General features: G+C 43.3%; 17 protein-coding genes. 8 read left to right on the top strand and 9 right to left on the bottom strand.

All coding sequences use genetic code 11. From position 1 onward, the window contains the following. Positions 1-11: 11 nt before the first annotated feature. On the bottom strand, positions 12-3,473 hold the full coding sequence (gene mfd / locus MCT08_RS10315) for a transcription-repair coupling factor (RefSeq protein ID WP_274678370.1): 3,462 nt from the start codon (positions 3,471-3,473) through the stop codon (positions 12-14). An 8-nt stretch (positions 3,474-3,481) separates the two neighbouring features. Beyond that, positions 3,482-4,051 carry a PilZ domain-containing protein gene (locus MCT08_RS10310; RefSeq protein ID WP_168522677.1) on the bottom strand — a complete coding sequence of 190 codons (570 nt, stop codon included), beginning with the start codon at positions 4,049-4,051 and terminating at the stop codon, positions 3,482-3,484. A gap of 165 nt (positions 4,052-4,216) precedes the next feature. Here MCT08_RS10310 and lolC point away from each other — a divergent pair, with 165 nt between their 5' ends. The 3 genes from lolC to lolE are packed head-to-tail and all read left to right on the top strand — an operon-like array spanning position 4,217 to position 7,349. After that, positions 4,217-5,425 (top strand): lipoprotein-releasing ABC transporter permease subunit LolC, encoded by a 1,209-nt coding sequence (gene lolC / locus MCT08_RS10305; protein ID WP_053310094.1) that lies wholly within the window; start codon positions 4,217-4,219, stop codon positions 5,423-5,425. After that, positions 5,418-6,104 (top strand): lipoprotein-releasing ABC transporter ATP-binding protein LolD, encoded by a 687-nt coding sequence (gene lolD / locus MCT08_RS10300; RefSeq protein WP_274678369.1) that lies wholly within the window; start codon positions 5,418-5,420, stop codon positions 6,102-6,104. Before lolC ends, lolD begins: the two co-directional genes overlap by 8 nt. Next, positions 6,105-7,349 (top strand): lipoprotein-releasing ABC transporter permease subunit LolE, encoded by a 1,245-nt coding sequence (gene lolE / locus MCT08_RS10295; RefSeq protein WP_274678368.1) that lies wholly within the window; start codon positions 6,105-6,107, stop codon positions 7,347-7,349. A gap of 270 nt (positions 7,350-7,619) precedes the next feature. Here the strand turns inward: lolE and MCT08_RS10290 are convergent, their stop codons facing one another. Beyond that, positions 7,620-8,129, bottom strand: coding sequence for a DUF2062 domain-containing protein (locus tag MCT08_RS10290; RefSeq protein WP_172533430.1), 510 nt, complete (start codon positions 8,127-8,129; stop codon positions 7,620-7,622). A 6-nt stretch (positions 8,130-8,135) separates the two neighbouring features. Between MCT08_RS10290 and MCT08_RS10285 the strand changes: the two genes are divergently transcribed. Genes MCT08_RS10285 through kdsB form a run of 5 tightly spaced genes read left to right on the top strand, consistent with a single transcriptional unit; the run spans position 8,136 to position 14,083 of the window. Beyond that, on the top strand, positions 8,136-10,379 hold the full coding sequence (locus MCT08_RS10285) for a DNA internalization-related competence protein ComEC/Rec2 (RefSeq protein WP_274678367.1): 2,244 nt from the start codon (positions 8,136-8,138) through the stop codon (positions 10,377-10,379). 32 nt (positions 10,380-10,411) lie between these two features. Further along, a complete protein-coding gene (gene msbA / locus MCT08_RS10280) occupies positions 10,412-12,160 on the top strand; it encodes a lipid A ABC transporter ATP-binding protein/permease MsbA (RefSeq protein ID WP_274678366.1) in 1,749 nt (582 codons plus the stop codon). Between the two features lie 3 nt (positions 12,161-12,163). Then, the gene (gene lpxK, locus MCT08_RS10275) at positions 12,164-13,171 is read left to right on the top strand and encodes a tetraacyldisaccharide 4'-kinase (RefSeq protein WP_274678365.1); all 1,008 of its coding nucleotides are present in this window, start codon (positions 12,164-12,166) and stop codon (positions 13,169-13,171) included. Continuing rightward, on the top strand, positions 13,152-13,331 hold the full coding sequence (locus MCT08_RS10270) for a Trm112 family protein (RefSeq protein WP_053310089.1): 180 nt from the start codon (positions 13,152-13,154) through the stop codon (positions 13,329-13,331). The genes lpxK and MCT08_RS10270 overlap by 20 nt, the downstream gene beginning before the upstream one ends. Then, a complete protein-coding gene (gene kdsB / locus MCT08_RS10265) occupies positions 13,331-14,083 on the top strand; it encodes a 3-deoxy-manno-octulosonate cytidylyltransferase (RefSeq protein WP_274671507.1) in 753 nt (250 codons plus the stop codon). Before MCT08_RS10270 ends, kdsB begins: the two co-directional genes overlap by 1 nt. A gap of 55 nt (positions 14,084-14,138) precedes the next feature. On the opposite strand, the gene MCT08_RS10260 is transcribed toward kdsB, so the two are convergent. From MCT08_RS10260 to MCT08_RS10235, 6 genes are all read right to left on the bottom strand, one after another. Further along, on the bottom strand, positions 14,139-14,660 hold the full coding sequence (locus tag MCT08_RS10260) for a cytochrome b (RefSeq protein ID WP_274678364.1): 522 nt from the start codon (positions 14,658-14,660) through the stop codon (positions 14,139-14,141). Between the two features lie 180 nt (positions 14,661-14,840). Beyond that, on the bottom strand, positions 14,841-16,385 hold the full coding sequence (locus MCT08_RS10255; protein WP_053310086.1) for a SpoVR family protein: 1,545 nt from the start codon (positions 16,383-16,385) through the stop codon (positions 14,841-14,843). Between the two features lie 12 nt (positions 16,386-16,397). Next, positions 16,398-17,669 carry a YeaH/YhbH family protein gene (locus MCT08_RS10250; RefSeq protein WP_053310085.1) on the bottom strand — a complete coding sequence of 424 codons (1,272 nt, stop codon included), beginning with the start codon at positions 17,667-17,669 and terminating at the stop codon, positions 16,398-16,400. An 83-nt stretch (positions 17,670-17,752) separates the two neighbouring features. After that, positions 17,753-19,687 (bottom strand): PrkA family serine protein kinase, encoded by a 1,935-nt coding sequence (locus tag MCT08_RS10245; RefSeq protein ID WP_053310084.1) that lies wholly within the window; start codon positions 19,685-19,687, stop codon positions 17,753-17,755. 274 nt (positions 19,688-19,961) lie between these two features. Then, positions 19,962-20,462 carry a YfbU family protein gene (locus MCT08_RS10240; RefSeq protein ID WP_053310083.1) on the bottom strand — a complete coding sequence of 167 codons (501 nt, stop codon included), beginning with the start codon at positions 20,460-20,462 and terminating at the stop codon, positions 19,962-19,964. A gap of 121 nt (positions 20,463-20,583) precedes the next feature. After that, positions 20,584-21,222 (bottom strand): energy-coupling factor ABC transporter permease, encoded by a 639-nt coding sequence (locus MCT08_RS10235; protein ID WP_241772857.1) that lies wholly within the window; start codon positions 21,220-21,222, stop codon positions 20,584-20,586. Between the last annotated feature and the right edge of the window lie 30 nt (positions 21,223-21,252).

The raw sequence follows: 21,252 nt of genomic DNA, 5'->3' as shown, positions 1-21,252 counted from the left end.
AGATTGGCCTTTTATACTCTTGGCATTAGGTTTTGTTGGAATTCACTGAGCATATTTGCCACAAACTGAATTCGTTCGCGTCTATCGACTAATGGTACAGCAAACTTAAACTTAGTAGGTCCTTCCATTGCAAATTTTTTCGGTTGAGATTGCAGTAGTTTAACTAAAAACATCGGGTTTATGTCAGCATCTGGATAGAACTCGATATAACCGCCTTTGTCATGCGCTTCTATTTTTTTGACTTTTAACACGGCAGCATCAATTTTAAGTTCAGCCACTGAGAGCAAGTTATTGGCAGCATCTGGTAGTTTACCGAAGCGGTCAATCAATTCCACTTTTAACTCAACCAGTTCATCACGGCTACTGACACTGGCGATCTGTTTGTACATGGATAGGCGAGTATTGACATCGGGAATGTAGTCGTCAGGAAGTAGGGCTGGCAGACGCATTTCGACTTCGGTTTGCTCACGAAGTAAGTCCTCAAGCGCTGGTTCTTTCCCTTCTTTCAGTGCTTCTACCGCTTGCTCTAACATTTCCATGTAGAGCGTAAAACCAATTGACTGGATCTGACCGCTTTGTTCGTCACCCAACAGTTCACCTGCGCCACGAATTTCCAAGTCATGAGTCGCAAGCGTAAAGCCAGCACCTAGGTCTTCGAGTGAGGCAATCGCTTCTAAACGTTTAATCGCATCTTTTGTCATTGCTTTCGGGTGTGGTGTAAGCAAATATGCATAAGCTTGATGATGAGAACGTCCAACACGACCACGAAGTTGGTGTAACTGAGCGAGGCCGAGATTATCGGCTCTATCCATAATGATGGTATTAGCGGTTGGTACATCAATACCAGTTTCAATAATGGTGGTACACACTAATAAGTTAAAGCGTTGGTGATAAAAGTCGTTCATCACTTTTTCGAGTTCTCGTTCGCGCATTTGTCCATGAGCAATGGTGATGCGAGCCTCGGGGATCAGTTTTTCTAAGTCTGCGGCTACTTTTTCAATGGTCTCGACTTGATTGTGTAGGAAGTAGACTTGACCGCCACGCATGATTTCACGCAGTACAGCTTCACGTATTGTGCTGTCATCGCTTTGTCGAACAAAGGTTTTAATCGCTAAACGTCGAGCGGGTGGTGTCGCAATGATGGAGAGATCTCGCATACCGCTCATCGCCATGTTTAACGTACGAGGTATCGGTGTGGCGGTAAGCGTGAGGATATCAACATCGGCGCGCATTGCTTTGACTTTCTCTTTTTGTCTCACCCCAAAGCGGTGCTCTTCATCGACAACCAGTAAGCCGAGGTCTTTAAACTTTAGCTCACTCGATAACAATTTATGTGTACCGACTAAAATGTCGACTTTACCTTCAGCGACATCAAGCAGAATTTGTTTTTGCTCCTTGGCGGATTTAAAGCGAGAGAGCACTTCGACTCGGATCGGTAAGTTAGCAAAACGGTCACGGAAGTTTTCAAAATGCTGTTGGGCCAGCAAGGTTGTCGGGACTAATACTGCGACCTGTTTACTGTTGTCGGTACATACGAACGCTGCGCGCATTGCTACTTCGGTTTTACCAAAACCAACATCCCCACAAACTAGACGGTCCATGGCTTTCTTTTGACACATATCGGAGAGAACCGCATTGATCGCCATGTTTTGGTCTTCGGTTTCTTCAAATGGGAAGCCTGCTTTAAATGTTGCGTATTGCCCGCGATCCAACGCGAATTTGTAACCCGGTTTGAGTTCTCGCTTGGCATAAACATCAAGCAACTCTGCCGCGACATCGCGCACTTTTTCCGCCGCTTTTCGCCTTGCCTTGGTCCATGCTTCACCGCCCAGTTTATGCAGTGGAGCACTATCTTCAGCGCCACCGGAGTAGCGGCTGATAAGATTTAAAGAGGCAACAGGTACGTACAGTTTGGCATCATTTTGGTATTCAAGAGTTACGTATTCAGTCACCATTCCGCCAGCTTCAAGGGTTTGTAGCCCCAAATAGCGACCAATGCCGTGATCAATATGCACAACGGGCTGGCCGGGTTTTAGCTCTGCTAGGTTACGAATAACAGCGTCACTGTTGGTGACTTTACGGTCTTTCTTACGGCGAAGAATGACTCGATCGCCCAATAAATCGCTTTCGCAAATTAAGGCAAGTTTGGCGTCATCATAGATGAAACCGTGTTCGGCTGCGCCGAGCACTAAACAAACTTTATCTTTCGCAGTACATGCTTCTTGAAAGCTGGATTTTTCAACTGGGCGAAGTTTAATGCGCTGTAACAGTTCTAATAATGCTTCTCGGCGACCCTCGGATTCGACAGAAAAAACGATTTTGCCATTAAAAGTTTCACTAAATTGGCGCATAGCCACTAGTGGTTCTTTGTTTTTATGTTGAACCGCTAGCTCAGGCAAGGTCGACACTGGTAGGTTAATGCGGCCAGGCTTTTCTGTGATAGGGGCTGTACTTAGTTGTACTTGAGCAACACCTTTAAATAAGCTGAATAATTCGTCTTTTTTGAGCCACAGTTCGTTGGGAGGCAGCAATGGACGCAATGGGTCAATTTTGCGTTGATCATAGCGATACTCAACGTCAGTCAAAAAATGATCGATGGCCTCTTCGATATTGCCTAGAGTGATCAATTGGCTTTGTGGGTCAATATAATCAAATAAGGTTTCTGTGTGCTCAAAGAAAAGTGGTTGCCAATATTCAATGCCGGCAGGCCAAGTTCCCTTAGTGACTTGCATATATACCGATTCGGGCTCTCGGCGGGCATCAAAGCGTTGACGCCAGCGGATGCGGAAATCCTCAATGGCACCTTCGGTGGTAGGAAATTCATGTGCGGGTAGTAGACGAATTTCCGTTATTTCTTCAATTGAGCGTTGGTTCTCAGGGTCGAAAGTTCGAATCGTATCGATTTCATCATCAAAAAAATCGATACGATAAGGATCATGACTACCCATAGGGAATAGGTCGAGAATGGAACCACGACTGGCGTACTCACCAGGGCCAAAGACTTGATCGACATGTCGATAGCCAGAATTCTCTAATTGAATACGTAATTTTTCCAACGAAAACTGGTCACCGGTTTTGACCATCAAGGTATGCTGGAGCAAAAACTCACGCGGCGTTTGGCGCTGTAACAGAGTACTGACCGGAACGATGGTAATACCTGTTTTCAAGCTGGGCAGTTGATAAAGCCTTGCTATACGGTCAGAAATGATTTCTTGGTGTGGAGAAAAATTGTCATAGGGCAGTGTTTCCCAGTCAGGAAATAAAGCGACTTCGGCTTGGCTAAATTGTTCAATTTCTTGCAACAGTTTTAGCGCCGTTTGCGGGTCGGGCACGGCCAATAAAGTATGACTTGGGTGCTGGTTAGCAAGCTCGGCGATTGCTAGAGCTAAGCTAGCGCCATGTAAGTTGCCAATGTGTTTTTTGTCTCCAGCACCTGTTGGTTTAACCAGAGAAAGTATCGATTGTGTAGTCATGATAACGCTTATGGTTTATTTCGCTCTAGAGAGCGTTGGCGTAGCAATTTCTGCTGTTGGTAAAGTGCCGCTTTAATTAACAAGTCTTGATCGGTATCTCGTAGCAGATCGTACCTCATCGTGATGAGATATTGTTCGTGTTCTAATCGACAATCTGTGACCGAACTATAGCAATAAATGGCGGCGGGCGGATGGTCCAAAAACAGTTTAACTCTTGCTTTGCTGCCGATATTTAATGGGGCCGTGGTCATAAATGAAAACTGACTGGCGCCAAAGGTTGTTGTGGTAAAGCGAGTTGCTGGGTCATCTTGCTGAGACAACATAAAGGTGAGCAACAAATTTAGCTTTGAATTCTGAGTTTCAAGTAATTGAATGACGTTCTTGAAATCGTTGTTTTTTAGCTCTAAGCGAGCGCTTTCATTGAGTTGGTCAAGCTGGCTAAATTCACTTGCCACAATAAATGGCGCAGGAATCTCGGCTTCAAAAATAGGCTGAGGAGGTAGCGAAAATGTGTCATCTAAAGGTTCAATATTGGTGGTTAATCCATAATGAACGGTAAAAAATTCTTGGTTGGTCATACAGGCTTCCTTCTCATCGCTCTGTTGATTATCGTCATACCGGCGAACTAATCAAGGTATGTCCTTGTTATCGGGTTGAATTAACACATTATTGGCAAATTAATGCTACAACCTTGAATCGTTTGTCGTTACAGTATCGAGTATCACTTTTAGGCGGTTTTCCATATGTTTCATCCAGTTTCGACATTTATCGGCTTACGCTATTTACGTGGGCGTTCCGGCGATAGGTTCAGTCGATTTGTCTCTTATATGTCCACAGCAGGGATCACGATTGGAGTGATGTCATTAGTGACGGTGCTCTCAGTCATGAATGGCTTTGAATCTCAACTCAAAAGTCGAATTTTAGGCGTGCTGCCACAAGCGGTAGTTTCACAGCAAGGTGATAAAACGTCTTTAACCTTAGCGGCCCCCGATTTCATCAATAAACTATCAACTGCAAGACCAGTAGAACCGATTGTTCGCAGTGAGGCGGTGATTCAAAGCACTTCCCAACTTGCGGCTGGTCTGTTGATTGGCATAGAACCAAACCAAGATGATCCGATAAAAGCGTATTTAATTGCCGGTAAAGTGGATAAGCTCAAGCAAGGTGATTATCAAGTTTTTCTTGGTCATACCCTCGCGCGCTCTTTGAACGTGTCGCTAGGCGATAAGGTACGCTTGATGGTGACCAGTGCCAGCCAGTTTACGCCATTGGGGCGTATTCCTGCGCAGCGTAATTTTACCGTTGCAGGGATATTTAATACTGGTTCAGATGTTGATGGGCAGTTAATGCTAACCCACATTCAAGATGCGGCACGCTTGCTGCGTTTACCTGCCAATACGGTTTCTGGTTGGCGACTATTTTTTGATGATCCTTTCGTTGTGGCTGATTTATCAAATGCTCCATTACCTACAGGTTGGGAGTGGAGCGATTGGCGCGACCAGCGAGGCGAGTTGTTTCAAGCTGTACGCATGGAAAAAAACATGATGGGCTTAATGCTTGGACTGATCATCGGTGTGGCTGCATTTAACATTATTTCAGCGTTGATCATGGTGGTGATGGAAAAACAAGCCGAAGTGGCAATACTCAAAACTCAAGGTATGAGCGATAAGCAAATACTCGCCATTTTTATGGTGCAAGGTGCCAGTAGTGGTGTAATTGGTGCTCTTGCTGGTGGACTACTGGGGGTGTTATTGGCCAATAACCTCAATGCGCTACTCGAAACTCTGGGGGTTGCTCTGTTTTCAGTCGGTGGCACACTGCCTGTCGAAATTAATCCTGTACAAATATTGGTGGTGGTCATTTTAGCCATCGGTTTAAGTCTATTGGCTACACTTTTCCCTTCCTATCGCGCGTCATCCGTAAAACCCGCAGAGGCTTTAAGATATGAATAACCTTTTACAATGTCACAATGTCTGCAAAACCTACCAAGAAGGTGAGCTACAAACTCAAGTGTTAAAAGGGGTTAGCTTCAATATTCAAGCGGGAGAGTTAGTGTCAATTATTGGGACTTCTGGCTCAGGGAAAAGTACTTTATTACATATTCTTGGAGCGTTGGATGATGCTTCGCAAGGTTCGGTGTCATTTCTTGGGCAGGATTTATCGGCGCTAAGTTCGAACAAACAAGCCAAGATTCGTAACCAACATTTAGGTTTTGTGTATCAGTTTCATCACCTGCTTGCTGACTTTACTGCTCTAGAAAATGTAGCTATGCCTTTATTGATTGGTGGTCAGAAAACCTCTATAGCGAAACAAGGAGCCAAGGCGTTGCTCGAAAAAGTCGGTTTAGGGCATCGACTCTCTCATCGTCCTTCTGAATTATCTGGAGGAGAACGCCAACGTGTTGCAATTGCTCGTGCATTGGTTAATCAGCCTGATTTAGTATTGGCTGACGAACCGACAGGGAATCTTGATCATAAAACAGCATTATCGATTTATGATTTGATGCGCCAAATGAACCAAGAATTTGGTACGGCATTCTTAGTTGTCACGCATGATAGTGAGCTTGCTAAAAAAATGGACAGAAAGATGCACATGCAAGATGGCTTATTGATTAATGTGGAGGAGTCGTAAGTGCTGCCTTCTCTCTCTTTATTGATCGGCCGCCGTTTTAGCCGCGCTAAGCAACGCAACAAGATGGTGTCATTTATCTCACTTTCCTCAACTATTGGTATTGCGGTTGGGGTGGCGGTAATCATTATTGGTTTGTCAGCAATGAATGGCTTTGAGCGAGAGTTACAAAACCGCGTGTTATCGGTGATCTCGCATGGTGAATTTGAAGGTGTACAAAAGCCAATAACTCAGTGGCAACTGTTGATCAAAAAAGCCGTTCAACACCCTCAAGTGGAAGCGGGTGCGCCTTATGTCAAATTTACCGCCTTGGCGGAAAAAGGGCAGCAATTAAAGGCGATAGAAGTGCGAGGCATTGATCCACAAATGGAGCGAGCGGTATCAAGTTTGTCACAATTTGTCTCCAATGGAGCATGGCAGCAGTTCAAGGCCGGACAGCAGCAAGTTATTCTAGGGAAAGGCGTAGCAGATAAGTTAGGGGCTAAAGTCGGTGACTATGTCACGTTAATGATTCCATCTTCTAATGCTTCAAGCAAAGTTCAGGCTCCTAAACGGGTACGCGTCAAGGTATCAGGGTTGCTTGAACTTAATGGGCAAATTGACCATAGCCTTGCCCTTATTCCATTAGAAGATGCTCAGTCCTACGCGAAGTTGGGTAGTGGCGTAACCGGGGTATCCATTAAGGTTTCACAAGTATTAAATGCAACACAGATCGTCAGAGAAGTGGGCAGCACGTTAAATGAATATGTCTATTTACGTAGTTGGCAGCAAAAATTTGGCTTTCTATATCGAGATATTCAATTGGTCAGAACCATTATGTATTTGGTGATGGTGTTAGTGATTGGTGTTGCAAGCTTTAATATTGTGTCCACCTTAATGATGGCCGTTAAAGACAGAGCCGCAGAAATAGCGATTTTGCGCACTATGGGGGCAACGGATGGCTTGGTTAAACGTATTTTTGTTTGGCAGGGCGTTTTTTCTGGGGTGTTAGGTAGCGTGGTTGGTGGTATGGTCGGTGTGCTTGTTGCCTTAAATTTAACTTCACTAATCAAAGGGCTGGAGTCATTGATCGGCCATCAATTTTTGTCTGGTGATATTTATTTTGTTGATTTTCTTCCATCTCAAGTCAGCATGATGGACGTTGCGCTTGTTTCGTCTACGGCCATTGTTTTGAGTTTGCTTGCGACTTGGTACCCTGCCTCGCGGGCAAGCAAATTAAACCCTGCATCGGTTCTTAGTGCCAAGTAAAAAGAGGCTAGGATGACCTGTTATTTATTACGATAGTTTTATACCCTTCTGACTTGGAGTTGCAGCGGTGTTGGCTACGTTCGCTTACCCTAATCACATAGTTTATCTATACTCATGAGGATGAACTCACTTGCCGCCTACCTGCAACTTCAAGTGGTTTGGGCATAACATCCAAACCAATAAAAAAGGACCGATAAGGTCCTTTTTCAGTTTTCAACGACATGTTTTTGCAACATGAGTGCTTGGTTGCTCAAAAGTAGCGAAGATAAACTAACGAGTTTGGCGCTTTTGCCAACTTCTTACGACAGAATACCGCCATAAACCACGGATGCCAAAGTAGCCAATAATCGAAGACAGGACGCCACAAATTAGGCAGCCCAAAACGAACGGAGGCCCAATAGTGTGCATTTGCTGCACGATAAAGTGCCATGAAAGCTCAAAGTGGAAAGGTTGTGGTGGTACGTGCATAACCCATGCGCCCAGTTTATACGCGAAATAAAACAGCACGGGCATAGTGATAGGGTTACTTATCCAGACTAGTGCTACGGCCAATGGAAGGTTGACACCACATGCAATGGCAAGGCCTGCTGACATAATCATTTGACTAGGAAGTGGAACAAACGCCATGAATAAACCTACGGCAAAAGCCCCCGCCGCCGAACGACGGTTAAGACACCATAAATTGGGGTTGTACAGTACATTGCCAAAAACTTTTAGTGCTTTCTGACGCTTGATTAATTCATGGTCAGGCATAAAACGTTTTATGAATTTTCTTGGCATTAGAAAATGACTCTCATATCGAATTATTGGACGCTGGCTTCGTTCTCGCTAACCATTATCTCCGCTTCCTATTGGCCATTAATGCCAGACTGGAAATGGGCAATTCCTTTCATTCTCACTTTTATACTCTCTATGGGGTCTAAAAAGCTACGATTATTATCGGGAATTTCTGTAGCACTGCTAGTCATTTTTACTAACGGAAACTTACTGCACGAGCAATCAAATACTATTTTTCAGGCAGAGCAGAATATTATCATAAATGCCGAAGTTGACAGTCTTTTTAGACAAATAAGTTACGGTTATGAGGGTACAGTTTCGCTTAGATCAATTAACGGTCAAGTTTTGAGCGCATTCCTACAGCCTAAAGTTCGTTTGGTTGCCCCCTTACCTTTAATGATAGGCGACAAAGTACAATTTTCCGTGATGGTTAAACCTGTCTTCGGGCGTTTAAATGAAGCCGGATTTGATCTTGAATCTTATTATCTTAGTCAAGGTATTGTGGCTCGAGCAAGTGTGATTGCTAATACATCGTACTATGTCGAATCCTTATCTGGTCTGCGTATGGAGTGGTATCAGCAAATTAGAGCATGGTTAGAAAATGCGCCTAACCAAGGCATTTTATTGGCTTTAACATTTGGTGAGAGAAGCGACATATCAGCGTCTCAGTGGCAAGCGTTGAGAGACAGTGGATTAATTCACCTAGTTGCTATTTCCGGTTTGCATATCGGTATTGCGTTTGGTTTTGGCTACAGTCTTGGTCTATTTTTGATGCGATTGCACAGTCGTATGCTATGGGCTCCTTTCGTGATAGGGAGCTTGTGTGCTTTGTTTTATGCTTGGCTTGCAGGGTTTACTATACCGACACAGCGCGCATTGGTGATGTGCTTACTTAACGTAGCGATAGTTGCGTTCAATGTGCGAATCAATACACTGCAAAGACTGCTCATTACTTTGTCTGTTGTACTATTTATTGATCCATTTGCCAGTTTATCTAGCAGCTTCTGGATGTCATTCGCGGCCATCGGTGTCATTTTTTATCAATTGTCTTTGCCCACTAAATCTCGCCCTTTATTGCTACGTTTGGTAGTGATGCAAGTCGGGCTGATTTTCTGTATGTCTCCGGTCACGGCTTATTTTTTTGGTGGTGTCAGTGTCAGTGCGGCGCTCTATAACTTGCTTTTTATCCCTTGGTTCAGTTTTGTGGTTGTGCCTGCCATATTTGTTGCATTGTTCTTTACTGCACTTGGCGCTGATTTTGCGGCGACATTGTGGCTTTGGTTAAGTAAGCTTCTTGTTCCGGTGGACTGGTTTACTTCTTTCGCTGGTGTAAGTTGGATAACGATTTCTTCAGATACGCTTACGCTGCTTTGCGCTTTATTGGGCATATTGATATTTTCACCGTTGATGTCTGTTTTTGCTCGAGGGATTAGTTGCCTAATAGTGATCGCTTGCTGGGTGAGCATCTCACCCCCTTCAGCTTGGAAAGTTGATGTGCTAGACGTTGGTCATGGTTTAGCTGTGCTGATTGAAAAGGGTGGGCATTATGTGCTTTATGATACGGGATCGAGTTGGCAAGGTGGGGATCATATTCAGTCTACGGTAAGTCCTATTCTCACTAAACGCGGTGTCGAGCAATTAGATGGTTTGATTTTAAGCCATATGGATAACGACCACGCAGGTGGCCGAACGGAAGTTGAACGTGTCTGGCAACCAAGTTGGAAACGAGCAAGTCAATCACTGCTTGATTATCAGCGTTGTGTTGCTGGTGAAACCTGGCAATGGCAGCAACTCAATTTTGCTGTGGTTTGGCCGCCAAACCTCGCTAAGCGAGCCTATAATCCACATTCGTGCGTTGTTCGTGTTTTTGACCAAAACACGGGTTTTTCAGTACTGCTACCCGGTGATGTTGATGCTATTAGTGAATGGTTACTTGCGCGCACTAGCGAAGATTTACACAGTACGGTGATGCTCGTACCCCACCATGGCAGCCGAACATCATCTATTGACGCATTGATAAAAAAAGTGCAACCCGAGCTCGTGATTGCTTCATTAGCAAAAGGCAACCGCTGGCAATTGCCTTCGCCAATGGTTGTTGAACGGTATCGAAAAAACGGAGCTCAATGGCTAGATACTGGTGATGCGGGACAAATCAGCATCACTTTTATTGATGAGCAATACTATGTAAACAGTTTACGTTTATCTCACTCGCAGCCATGGTATAGGCAGATGCTACGTAACAAGGTAGAATGAGCGTAATTTTTTCATAAGAACAAAGCACTTCTATGTCACAACATACTGACGAAACTACTTGGCAAACGTTTAAACGACTCTGGACTTATATCCGCCTCTATAAATCAGGTTTGGCTGTTGCTGTAGTGGCATTGATAATCAACGCAGTTTCAGATACTTACATGGTTTCTTTGTTAAAACCGCTGCTTGATGAGGGTTTTGGTAATGCTGAATCAGACTTTCTGCGAATTTTGCCCTTTATTATTTTAGGAATGATGGCGATACGAGGTCTGAGTGGGTTTGTTTCGTCTTATTGCTTAAGCTGGGTGTCGGGCAATGTCGTAATGCAAATGCGCCGCAAAATTTTCAACCAGTTTATGCATATGCCTGTTAGCTTCTTTGATAAAGAGTCTACGGGAGGGTTGCTGTCTCGAATTACTTATGATTCAGAACAGGTAGCAGGAGCTACCAGCCGCGCTTTAGTTAGTATTGTACGAGAAGGTGCAAGTATTATTGGCCTGTTAACTTTAATGTTTTGGAATAGTTGGCAGTTATCATTGGTACTTATTGTTGTTGCTCCAGTAGTTGCAATGGGAATTAGCGTCGTTTCTAAACGTTTTCGCAAGATTTCTAAGGGTATGCAAACCACTATGGGACATGTCACGTCGTCTGCAGAACAGATGCTGAAAGGGCATAAAGTCGTGCTTAGTTACGGTGGTCAGAAAGTAGAGAGTAAACGCTTTGACAATGTTAGTAACAGCATGCGTCAGCAAACAATGAAGCTTGTAGCTGCGCAGTCTATTGCGGATCCCATCATTCAAATGATTGCCTCTTTAGCGTTAGTGACAGTGCTCTTTTTGGCCAGTGTTGATTCGATTCGTGCTGACTTAACACCAGGCACTTTTACGGTCGTATTCTCTGCGATGTTTGGTTTAATGCGCCCACTAAAAGCCTTAACCAGTGTGACTTCTGATTTCCAACGTGGTATGGCTGCAAGCCAAACGCTGTTTGCTCTTATTGATTTAGAAACTGAACGTGATAGCGGCACATTTGAAACCGATAAAGTGCGTGGTGATATTAAGGTTGAAGATGTAACGTTTACCTATCAAGGTAACGAAAAACCTGCATTATCGAACGTCAATTTCACTGTCCCTGCCGGTAAAAGCATTGCTTTAGTTGGACGTTCAGGTTCAGGAAAAAGTACCATTGCGAGCTTGTTTACTCGCTTCTATGATGTGGATTCTGGTGCTATTTATCTTGATGAACATGATATTCGAGATTATAAACTGAAGAATTTACGTACCCACTTTGCGCTCGTTTCGCAAAATGTTCATCTATTCAATGACACAATTGCCAATAATATCGCTTATGCCGCAGAAGGTGAGTATAGCCGTGAACAAATTGAACATGCTGCGAAGTTAGCGCATGCCATGGAGTTTGTTCAGACTATGCCTAATGGTTTGGATACCATGATTGGTGAAAATGGTGCGAGTTTATCAGGTGGTCAAAGGCAGCGTATTGCCATCGCGCGCGCACTGCTACGTGATGCACCAGTACTGATTTTAGACGAGGCGACATCGGCGTTGGACACTGAATCAGAACGAGCAATTCAGGCAGCATTAGAAGAGTTACAAAAAAATAAAACCGTACTGGTGATTGCCCACCGCCTTTCTACTATTGAAGAAGCCGACGAAATTTTGGTGGTTGATGACGGTGAGATCATTGAGCGGGGTCATCATGCAGAATTGATTGCTAAAGATGGTGCCTATGCACAGTTACACCGAATTCAATTTGGTGACTAAGTGGTGATTGAGAAAATCTGGTTTGAAAATCATCCATTAAAATATCTATTGTGGCCATTGTTATGGCCGCTCAGTTTGCTTTTTGGTGTGATCAGTCAGTCACGCAAGCAGGCGTTTACACTTGGAAAGAAAGAGAGCTTTCGTGCTCCAGTCCCAGTGGTTGTAGTCGGCAATATTACTGCTGGTGGGAATGGAAAAACGCCGGTGGTGATTTGGCTAGTAGAAGCTTTACAAAGACAAGGCTTTAAGCCGGGCGTTGTATCTCGGGGGTATGGTGGGAAGTCGCCATTTTATCCTCTTGTCCTCAATGACAACACGCCTACAGCTCATAGTGGTGATGAACCAAAGCTGATTTATCGTCGAACTGGGGCTCCGGTTGCTGTAGCTCCAATTCGCTCCGATGCCGTAAAGGCCTTGCTGCCATTAGGTGTTGATGTGATTATCACTGACGATGGGCTTCAGCATTATGCTCTGCAACGTGATATTGAGTTTGTCGTTGTGGACGGAGTGCGCCGTTTTGGTAATCAGCAGCTTATCCCGCTTGGGCCATTAAGAGAACCTGTCACTCGTTTAACCGACGTTGACTTTATTGTGACAAATGGTGGTCAGACACAACGTGGTGAGATTGCGATGCATTTATCCCCAAGCTTGGCTGTCAATCTTGTTAGTGGTGAGAAAGTTCCTGTAAGCCAACTTGAAGAGCTCGTCGCTTTTGCGGGGATCGGTCATCCCCCTCGTTTTTTTGATACTTTAGATAAATTAGGAGCAAAACCTATCGTCACTCAAGGTTTTGCGGATCACCAAGACTTTAAACCGTCAGAGTTAGCGGCGCTTGCAAAACAAGGTGCAAACGTCATTATGACTGAAAAAGATGCTGTTAAATGCGCGGGATTTGCCAAAGAAAACTGGTGGTATCTTCCGGTTTCTGCTCAATTTGACGCACAAGATGAACAGCGTATTTTGGATAAAATAATAGAGGTAATGAAGCCATATGGATCACCGTCTGCTTGAAATCGTTGCTTGCCCTGTATGCAAAGGGAAGCTGACTTATGATAAAGAAAATCAAGAGCTTATTTGTAAACTTGATCGCTTGGCTTACCCGATCAAAGAAGGCATTCCAGTGCTTCTTGAACCGGAAGCTCGCAGCATGACGATGGAAGAGGGACGATAATGTCGTTCACGGTTGTCATTCCTGCACGTTATCAATCGACTCGTTTACCGGGAAAACCACTGGCTGATATTGGTGGTAAACCGATGATTGAGTGGGTTTATGAACAAGCTAAACAAGCCGGAGCCGATCGCGTGGTTGTTGCAACCGACGATGCGCGTGTAGAACAAGCGGTACAAGCTTTTGGCGGTGAGGTGTGTATGACGTCACCGAACCATGAATCAGGTACGGAACGTTTGGCTGAAGTGGTTAAACTGATGGGCATCGCTGATGATCATATTATTGTCAACGTCCAAGGTGACGAACCTCTTATCCCACCAAGTATCATTCAGCAGGTTGCGCATAATTTAGCGAATAGCACAGCACCGATGGCGACTCTGGCCGTCGAGATTGCCGATGAAGCTGAAGTGTTTAATCCCAATGCAGTCAAAGTCATCACTGATAAAGAGGGTTACGCACTCTATTTTAGCCGTGCAACGATTCCTTGGGATCGCGACAACTTTGCTTTTGCTCAAAAACAGATTATGCAGCCATTGCTTCGCCATATTGGCATTTATGCTTATCGAGCTGGTTTCATTAATACTTATATTAATTGGCAACCAAGCATGCTTGAGAAAATAGAATGTTTAGAGCAGCTACGTGTGCTTTGGTATGGTGAAAAGATTCATGTTGATGTGGCAAAAGAATCACCACCAGCAGGGGTTGATACACCGGAAGACTTAGAGTTGGTTCGTGCCATTGTGAGCCAGAGGTAGAAAAAGGAGCAAGTTGCTCCTTTTTTGTGTCTGCTATTAGCTATCGTCCTGATGGCTAGTTAAGTTTAATTCGTGACATAGTTTGATCTTTCATAATAAAGTGGTGGTAGAGTGCTGCCGCTATATGGCCCCCAATAACCGTTAACACCAAAATTTGCATCACTTCGCCATGAGCCGCTTTCCCTATATCGTAAAGCCATTCGCTTTTATCAATGATTGATGGAATAGCGTCACCAGCTATCGTGAGTTCTCGTCCTTTACCAGCAAAGCGTAGATAACCACTAATTGGCACTAGCAAAGTGATCAAATAAAGAATGATGTGCACAGCGCGGAGCAGCGTTTTCATAATGCCATCTTCATAGACAGGGGCTGGAGCTTGTGTTGCGAGTTTTACCGCTAAGCGAGCAAGAGTGAGCGCAAATACACTCACCCCAAACCACGCATGTAAATTAAGCCAAAATACGCGCATTTCGCTTCCTTTGTCGGCAAAGGAACGTAGTGAGTCACTTAAAAATAGCGAAGCAAACAGTAAAGCAATCATCCAGTGGATTACGATGATGATTTTGTTGTATTTCATAAAAACATCCCTATAAAAGTTAGTGTCTTTATTTAAGCAAAATCATGATGAATTAAATGTGAACGACATTGTAATAAATTATTACTTTTCTCTGGGTGAGTGGCTTGGGAGATGGCTGAAAAGTAAAAGCGTACAGGGCATAAGGTTTCTGTACGCTTTTAATATAACGATTGGAGATGGTTAGATTCGGGTATCGTAATCTCCGCGTTGAGGGCAAGTGGTCAGAATTTCTCTGCGTCCTGTTTCTTTTACTTCTTCTAAAATGACATCAAATCCCCACAAACGGTAAAGATGTTTCATGACTTCTTCATAGCTTGGGTCTAGTGGAATACGCTCATGGGGGACATGTTGAAGAGTGAGCGAACGGTCACCTCGTACATCAACATTAAATACTTGGATGTTCGGTTCTAAATTACTTAGGTTGTACTGTGCAGCAAGCTTTTCTCGTATTGCGTGATATCCCGAGTCATTATGAATGGCGCTCACTTCAATAAAATTTTTTCTGTCATCATCTAACACAGCAAATAGTTTGAAATCGCGCATTAACTTCGGTGATAAATATTGGCTGATAAAGCTTTCGTCTTTAAAGTTTTGCATCGCAAAATGAACGGCATCTAGCCAATCTGTTCCTGCCAGTTCAGGAAACCACTCTTTATCTTCGTCTGTGGGTTCTTCACAAATACGTTTAATATCGCGAAACATAGCAAACCCGAGAGCATAAGGGTTTATACCACTGAAATATGGGCTGTTGTAGGAAGGTTGAGCGACAACGCTAGTGTGACTGTGAAGAAACTCGAGAATAAATTTCTCAGAGACCAAACCTTCGTCATAGAGATGATTCAAAATAGTGTAATGCCAGAACGTTGCCCAACCTTCGTTCATTACTTGAGTTTGTTTTTGTGGATAAAAGTACTGACTTATCTTACGCACAATTCGTACGATTTCACGCTGCCAAGGTTCGAGTAACGGTGCGTGTTTTTCAATGAAGTAAAGAATATTTTCTTGAGGCTCGCTAGGAAATCGAACTTTAAGGTCTTCTTCTTTGGTTTTCGCTTTAGGAACGGTTCGCCAGAGTTCATTAACTTGCGATTGCAAATAGGCTTCACGTTCTTCTTGTCGCACTTTTTCTTCAGCAATGGATATTTTTTCTGGACGTTTATAGCGGTCGACTCCGTAGTTCATTAATGCATGGCAAGAGTCTACGAGAGACTCGACTTCTGACACGCCGTATTTCTCTTCACATTGTGTGATGTAGTTTTTCGCAAATAGCAGATAGTCGATAATAGAGCTGGCATCCGTCCAGGTTTGAAACAGATAGTTACCTTTGAAGAAAGAGTTATGTCCATAACAAGCGTGCGCCATAACTAATGCTTGCATGGTGACGGTATTTTCTTCCATAAGGTAGGCTATACATGGGTCGGAGTTAATTACAATTTCATACGCTAGACCCATTTGACCATGCTTGTAGCCTTGCTCGGTTTGAATGAATTTTTTACCAAACGACCAGTGGTTGTAGTTGATCGGCATACCAATGCTTGAGTAGGCATCCATCATCTGTTCTGAGGTGATCACCTCGATTTGGTTAGGGTAGGTATCTAGCCGATAGAACTCAGCGACACGGCGAATTTCCGTGTGGTACTGCTCTAAAATTTCAAATGTCCAGTCAGGCCCATCTGGTAGCATTTTGTTTTTATGCTTGGCCGCCCCTTTAGTTTTTGTCGTCATTAGCACGCCTCCCTAAGCTGTTTCCTTTTGGAATAGCTCCCTAAATACAGGAAATATGTCATCCACGGTGCGAATATTTTTAATGGCAAAATTGCCAAATGATGGCTGTAATTTTTCGTATTCGTGCCACAAGGTTTGATGTGAGCGACGAGTAATTTCGATATAGGCGTAATACTGGCAACAAGGCAGCAGTTGAGTGGTGAGTAATTCCTTACAACGTGGTGAATCGTCTGCCCAGTTGTCGCCGTCTGATGCTTGCGCTGCATAAATATTCCATTCCCCTAGTGGGTAACGCTGCTCAATAATTTCATTCATCAATTTGAGTGCACTAGAAACAATGGTACCGCCCGTTTCTTGCGAGTAGAAGAACTCATGTTCGTCGACTTCTTTTGCTTGAGTGTGATGGCGGATAAAGACTACTTCCACATTCTCATAGGTACGAGTGAGGAATAGGTATAACAGTACGTAAAAACGTTTTGCTATGTCTTTCGTAGCCTGATCCATTGACCCTGAAACATCCATCAAGCAAAACATTACCGCTTGGCTTGAAGGAACCGGACGCTTTTCATAGTTTTTGAATCGTAAATCGAAGGTGTCAATAAACGGGACACTTTCAATTTTTTTCCGCAGTTCCTCTATTTCTTGTTGGAGTCTTTTTTCCTCTAACATTTGTGCGGGTTCGGTATGTTGAATACGTAATAACTCATCTTCGAGCTCTGCCATCAAACGGCGTTTGCCCGCTGTCATTGCGGTGCGCCGAGCTAGAGATTGTTGTAGTGAGCGAACAATGGCGATATTGGAAGCTGACCCTGCCGTTTTGTAACCAGAACGGTGCGTTTTCCATTCAGTAATCTTGTTGATTTGATTCTTTTCTAAGTTGGGTAGTTCAAGATCTTCAAACAAAATATCGAGATATTCGTCTTTTGATATTTGGAAAATAAATTCATCTTGACCTTCACCGCTGTCACTCGCATCTCCTTCGCCTGAACCTCCTCCTTGGGCACCACCTTTTGGACGTTCAATTTTGTCTCCAGTAATAAATTGATCATTACCTGGGTGGACTCGTTCCCTTAAGCCGCCTTTGCCTTGATGAAAGACTGGCTCTTTAATGTCGTGATTAGGTATTGATACGTCTTCGCCTGATTCCGTATTGGTAATGGAACGGCGATTGACAGCATCTGCAACAGATTCTTTGATCTGCTCTTTATGACGGCGTAAAAAGCGTTGTCGATTGACCGCACTTTTGTTTTTACCGTTCAATCTTCTGTCGATGAATTGCGCCATGAGTATCCCCTTGAAAACATATCCCGGATGTTAACCATAGAACTTATGGTTAACATACCGTTACGGATTTGGGCCTGCTGAAGTTAAGAGGACTTACGTACGCGTAAATACCATTCAGACAACAGCCTTACTTGTTTCTCTGTGTAACCTTTTTCCATCATACGAGCGACAAAATCATCGTGTTTTTTCTGATCATCTGAAGACGTTTTGGTATTAAAGGAGATTACAGGAAGCAGTTCCTCTGTATTGGAGAACATTTTTTTCTCAATAACCGTGCGCAATTTTTCGTAGCTTGTCCAAACTGGGTTCTTACCATTGTTGTTGGCTTTCGCACGCAGTACAAAGTTTACGATTTCATTACGGAAATCTTTGGGGTTACTGATACCGGCTGTTTTTTCGATTTTCTCTAGTTCATTGTTGAGAGAGGAACGATCAAATAACTGACCTGTTTCTGGATCTCGGTATTCTTGATCTTGAATCCAGAAGTCGGCATAGGTGACGTAACGGTCAAAGATATTTTGTCCATACTCAGAATAGGATTCTAAATAGGCGGTTTGAATTTCTTTGCCAATAAACTCGACATAACGTGGGACTAAGTAGCCTTTTAAAAACTCGAGGTAACGTTCAGCGGTTTCTTGTGGGAACTGTTCTCGTTCAATTTGCTGTTCAATGACGTAGAACAAATGCACAGGGTTAGCGGCCACTTCCGTTTGGTCAAAGTTAAATACGCGCGATAAAATTTTGAACGCAAAACGAGTTGATAATCCTGACATGCCTTCGTCGACACCCGCATAGTCACGGTATTCTTGATAGCTTTTCGCTTTAGGATCAGTATCTTTGAGCGTTTCTCCATCATAAACTCGCATTTTAGAGAATAGAGAAGAATTCTCTGGTGCTTTTAAGCGAGATAAAATACTGAACTGACTCAAGAGATCTAGTGTGCTTGGTGAACAAGGAGCCTTGGATAGTTCGCTGTGTTCGAGCAGTTTTTGATAGATCTTAACTTCTTCTGAAACGCGCAAGCAATAAGGTACTTTCACGATATATACACGGTCGAGGAAGGCTTCATTGTTCTTGTTGTTTCTAAATGTTTGCCATTCAGATTCATTTGAGTGAGCGAGGATCATGCCATCGAATGGCAATGCAGACAGACCTTCCGTACCGTTGTAGTTACCCTCTTGGGTTGCGGTTAATAGTGGGTGTAGCACCTTCAACGGTGCTTTGAACATTTCTACAAACTCCATGACACCTTGGTTTGCTTTACATAACGCGCCGGAGTAGCTGTAGGCGTCGGGGTCATCCTGCGAGAAATGTTCCAATTTTCGGATATCAACTTTACCGACGAGCGATGAAATATCTTGGTTGTTTTCATCTCCAGGTTCAGTTTTGGCAACGGCTATTTGGTCTAGAATCGATGGCTTTACTTTAACCACTTTGAATTTGGAAATATCGCCACCAAATTCATGCAGACGTTTCGCTGCCCATGGTGACATGATTGAACGCAGATAACGTTTTTCGATGCCATATTCCTGTTTGAGAAGTTCGCCATCTTCGTTGACATCAAACAAGCAGAATGGATGGTCGTTGACAGGGCTGCGTGCGCCATCAGCAGATAAAACATAGATAGGCATTTGTTGGATTAAAGCTTTCAGCTTTTCTGCAAGTGAAGATTTACCACCGCCAACAGGGCCAAGTAAATAGAGAATCTGTTTACGTTCTTCTAAACCTTGAGCGGCATGTTTTAAGTAAGAGACAATCTGCTCGATGGCTTCTTCCATGCCGTAAAAATCTTCAAAAGTTTTGTAGCGTGAAATGACTCGGTTTGAAAAAATACGACTAAGGCGTGGGTGCTTAGCTGTATCAATCAGCTCTGGTTCACCTATCGCCATTAAGAGACGTTCAGCAGCATTGGCATAAGCACTTTTATCTTCTTTACATAGTGCTAGAAACTCTTGCAGTGAAAGCTCTTCATCCTTGGCTGCCTCGTAGCGTGCCTGAAAGTGGTCAAAAATACTCATAGTGAATTCCCCTCTGAAAACTGTCTAACTGACAACACCGCTTAAAAACACAATTCCTTTACCACATAAGGTTAGTTCTACTTTGGCAATTTTGCTTAACAATTATGTATTTATTTACAATTCGTGATGTAAATAGCGAGTCTGAGGCTAAGGTATTTATTTCATGAATATCAAAGGCTCTATACAAAAGATGAACGTTAGATTTAATTGTTGGAAGGGGTAAATACGCAAAAAGGCGCATTTATGCGCCTTTAAAATAAAACTTTGGTGAGCGTTAAGCGTTGAAGATCTGCTTAAACTCAGCGGCTGATAGATGATATTGACGTGGGCAGTTACGCCAAGTTGTTAACATACGACGATATTTATCGAGCATTGGCATCTGGCTATTGAAATGGTGGTCAGCTTTATCGAACTGCTTATACAAACCTTCAGAATCAACTAGGAAGCGTACGTAATGAACTAGTTGAGCTTCTCTTGCGATATCGAAACCTAAGAACTGAAGGCGACGTTGATCGACCTCTTTTCCATCGCAATCTGCAAGCATCTTGTGTGACTCTTGCATGGCATGATACATCTCCAAGATATCAATAACTTCGCGACATTCAGCTTCGGTCAGACAACCAAATTCTTTGTTTAGCTCTCTCATTTGTAATTCGTAGCCGCGTTCAACAATGGTTTGCAGACGTTTGTATTTATTCGCGTTGTTGGGATCCATCTGCGACATCAAAAAATATTGGTTTGAAAGAATCAAGCGTTGAGCATTGGTCATTTCCATGGAGTTGGCCTCACTAAATTTAATGTTTTATTTTGATGGACTAAGGTTAACAGGAATTATCGATAATGAAACATGATCTCAACACGGATTCAATATGGTTAGTGTAAAAGATAACCATTTTTTACTCACTTTTATGTAAGTGATTATAGATATAAGCGCGGTCTGAAAATACTCTTAACCACTCTGGTTTAAATACGGATAGGATGGCCAGTGACATGCCATTTAACAGCCCTTCTGGAAAGGCTAGTAGTGGAACAAAGATGAGATAATTGTCCTTGATGACTTGCCAATCATAGTGGCCCAACATCAATTGATAAGCGGTATTTATGGCAAGGTGTAGGCTTCCTGTCATGGCTCCATTAAAAAAACCTGCGATAAAAATGAAGACAAAAATGTTGCGTGGAAAGTAGTGATAGCTCAAGGCAAATATGCTGTAACTGAGCAAAATTGGTATTAGGGATGATAGCAGCAGGTATTCGGGAATATCTAAGAAAGCTAATTTTCCAACAACTGCGAGAGCAAATGTCACCGGAATTGTCATGGCAAAGGCGCATCGCCAACCAAACATCATGGTTAATGTTGTTAGGCCTAGAAAGTGAATATGCAGCCCGTCTTTGATACCGGCTTGTGCAGACCACAAAAGAAATAGAGCAAAAATCACAAAATAAGTAAGGTGCTGAAAAGATTTGTCTGAACGAAATTTCGGCCCAAATACATGCTGTACATCATAGATGGCTGTTAAACTTGCAGTCAGTACGATAAAGAGCGTTGCTAATTCTTCTAGCTGCAA

The sequence above is a fragment of the Vibrio aestuarianus genome (genome assembly GCF_028858425.1).
GTDB classification, from domain to species: Bacteria; Pseudomonadota; Gammaproteobacteria; order Enterobacterales; family Vibrionaceae; genus Vibrio; species Vibrio aestuarianus.
Note: the sequence above shows the minus strand (reverse complement) of the source record. Positions and strands in the feature narration are given on the sequence as shown.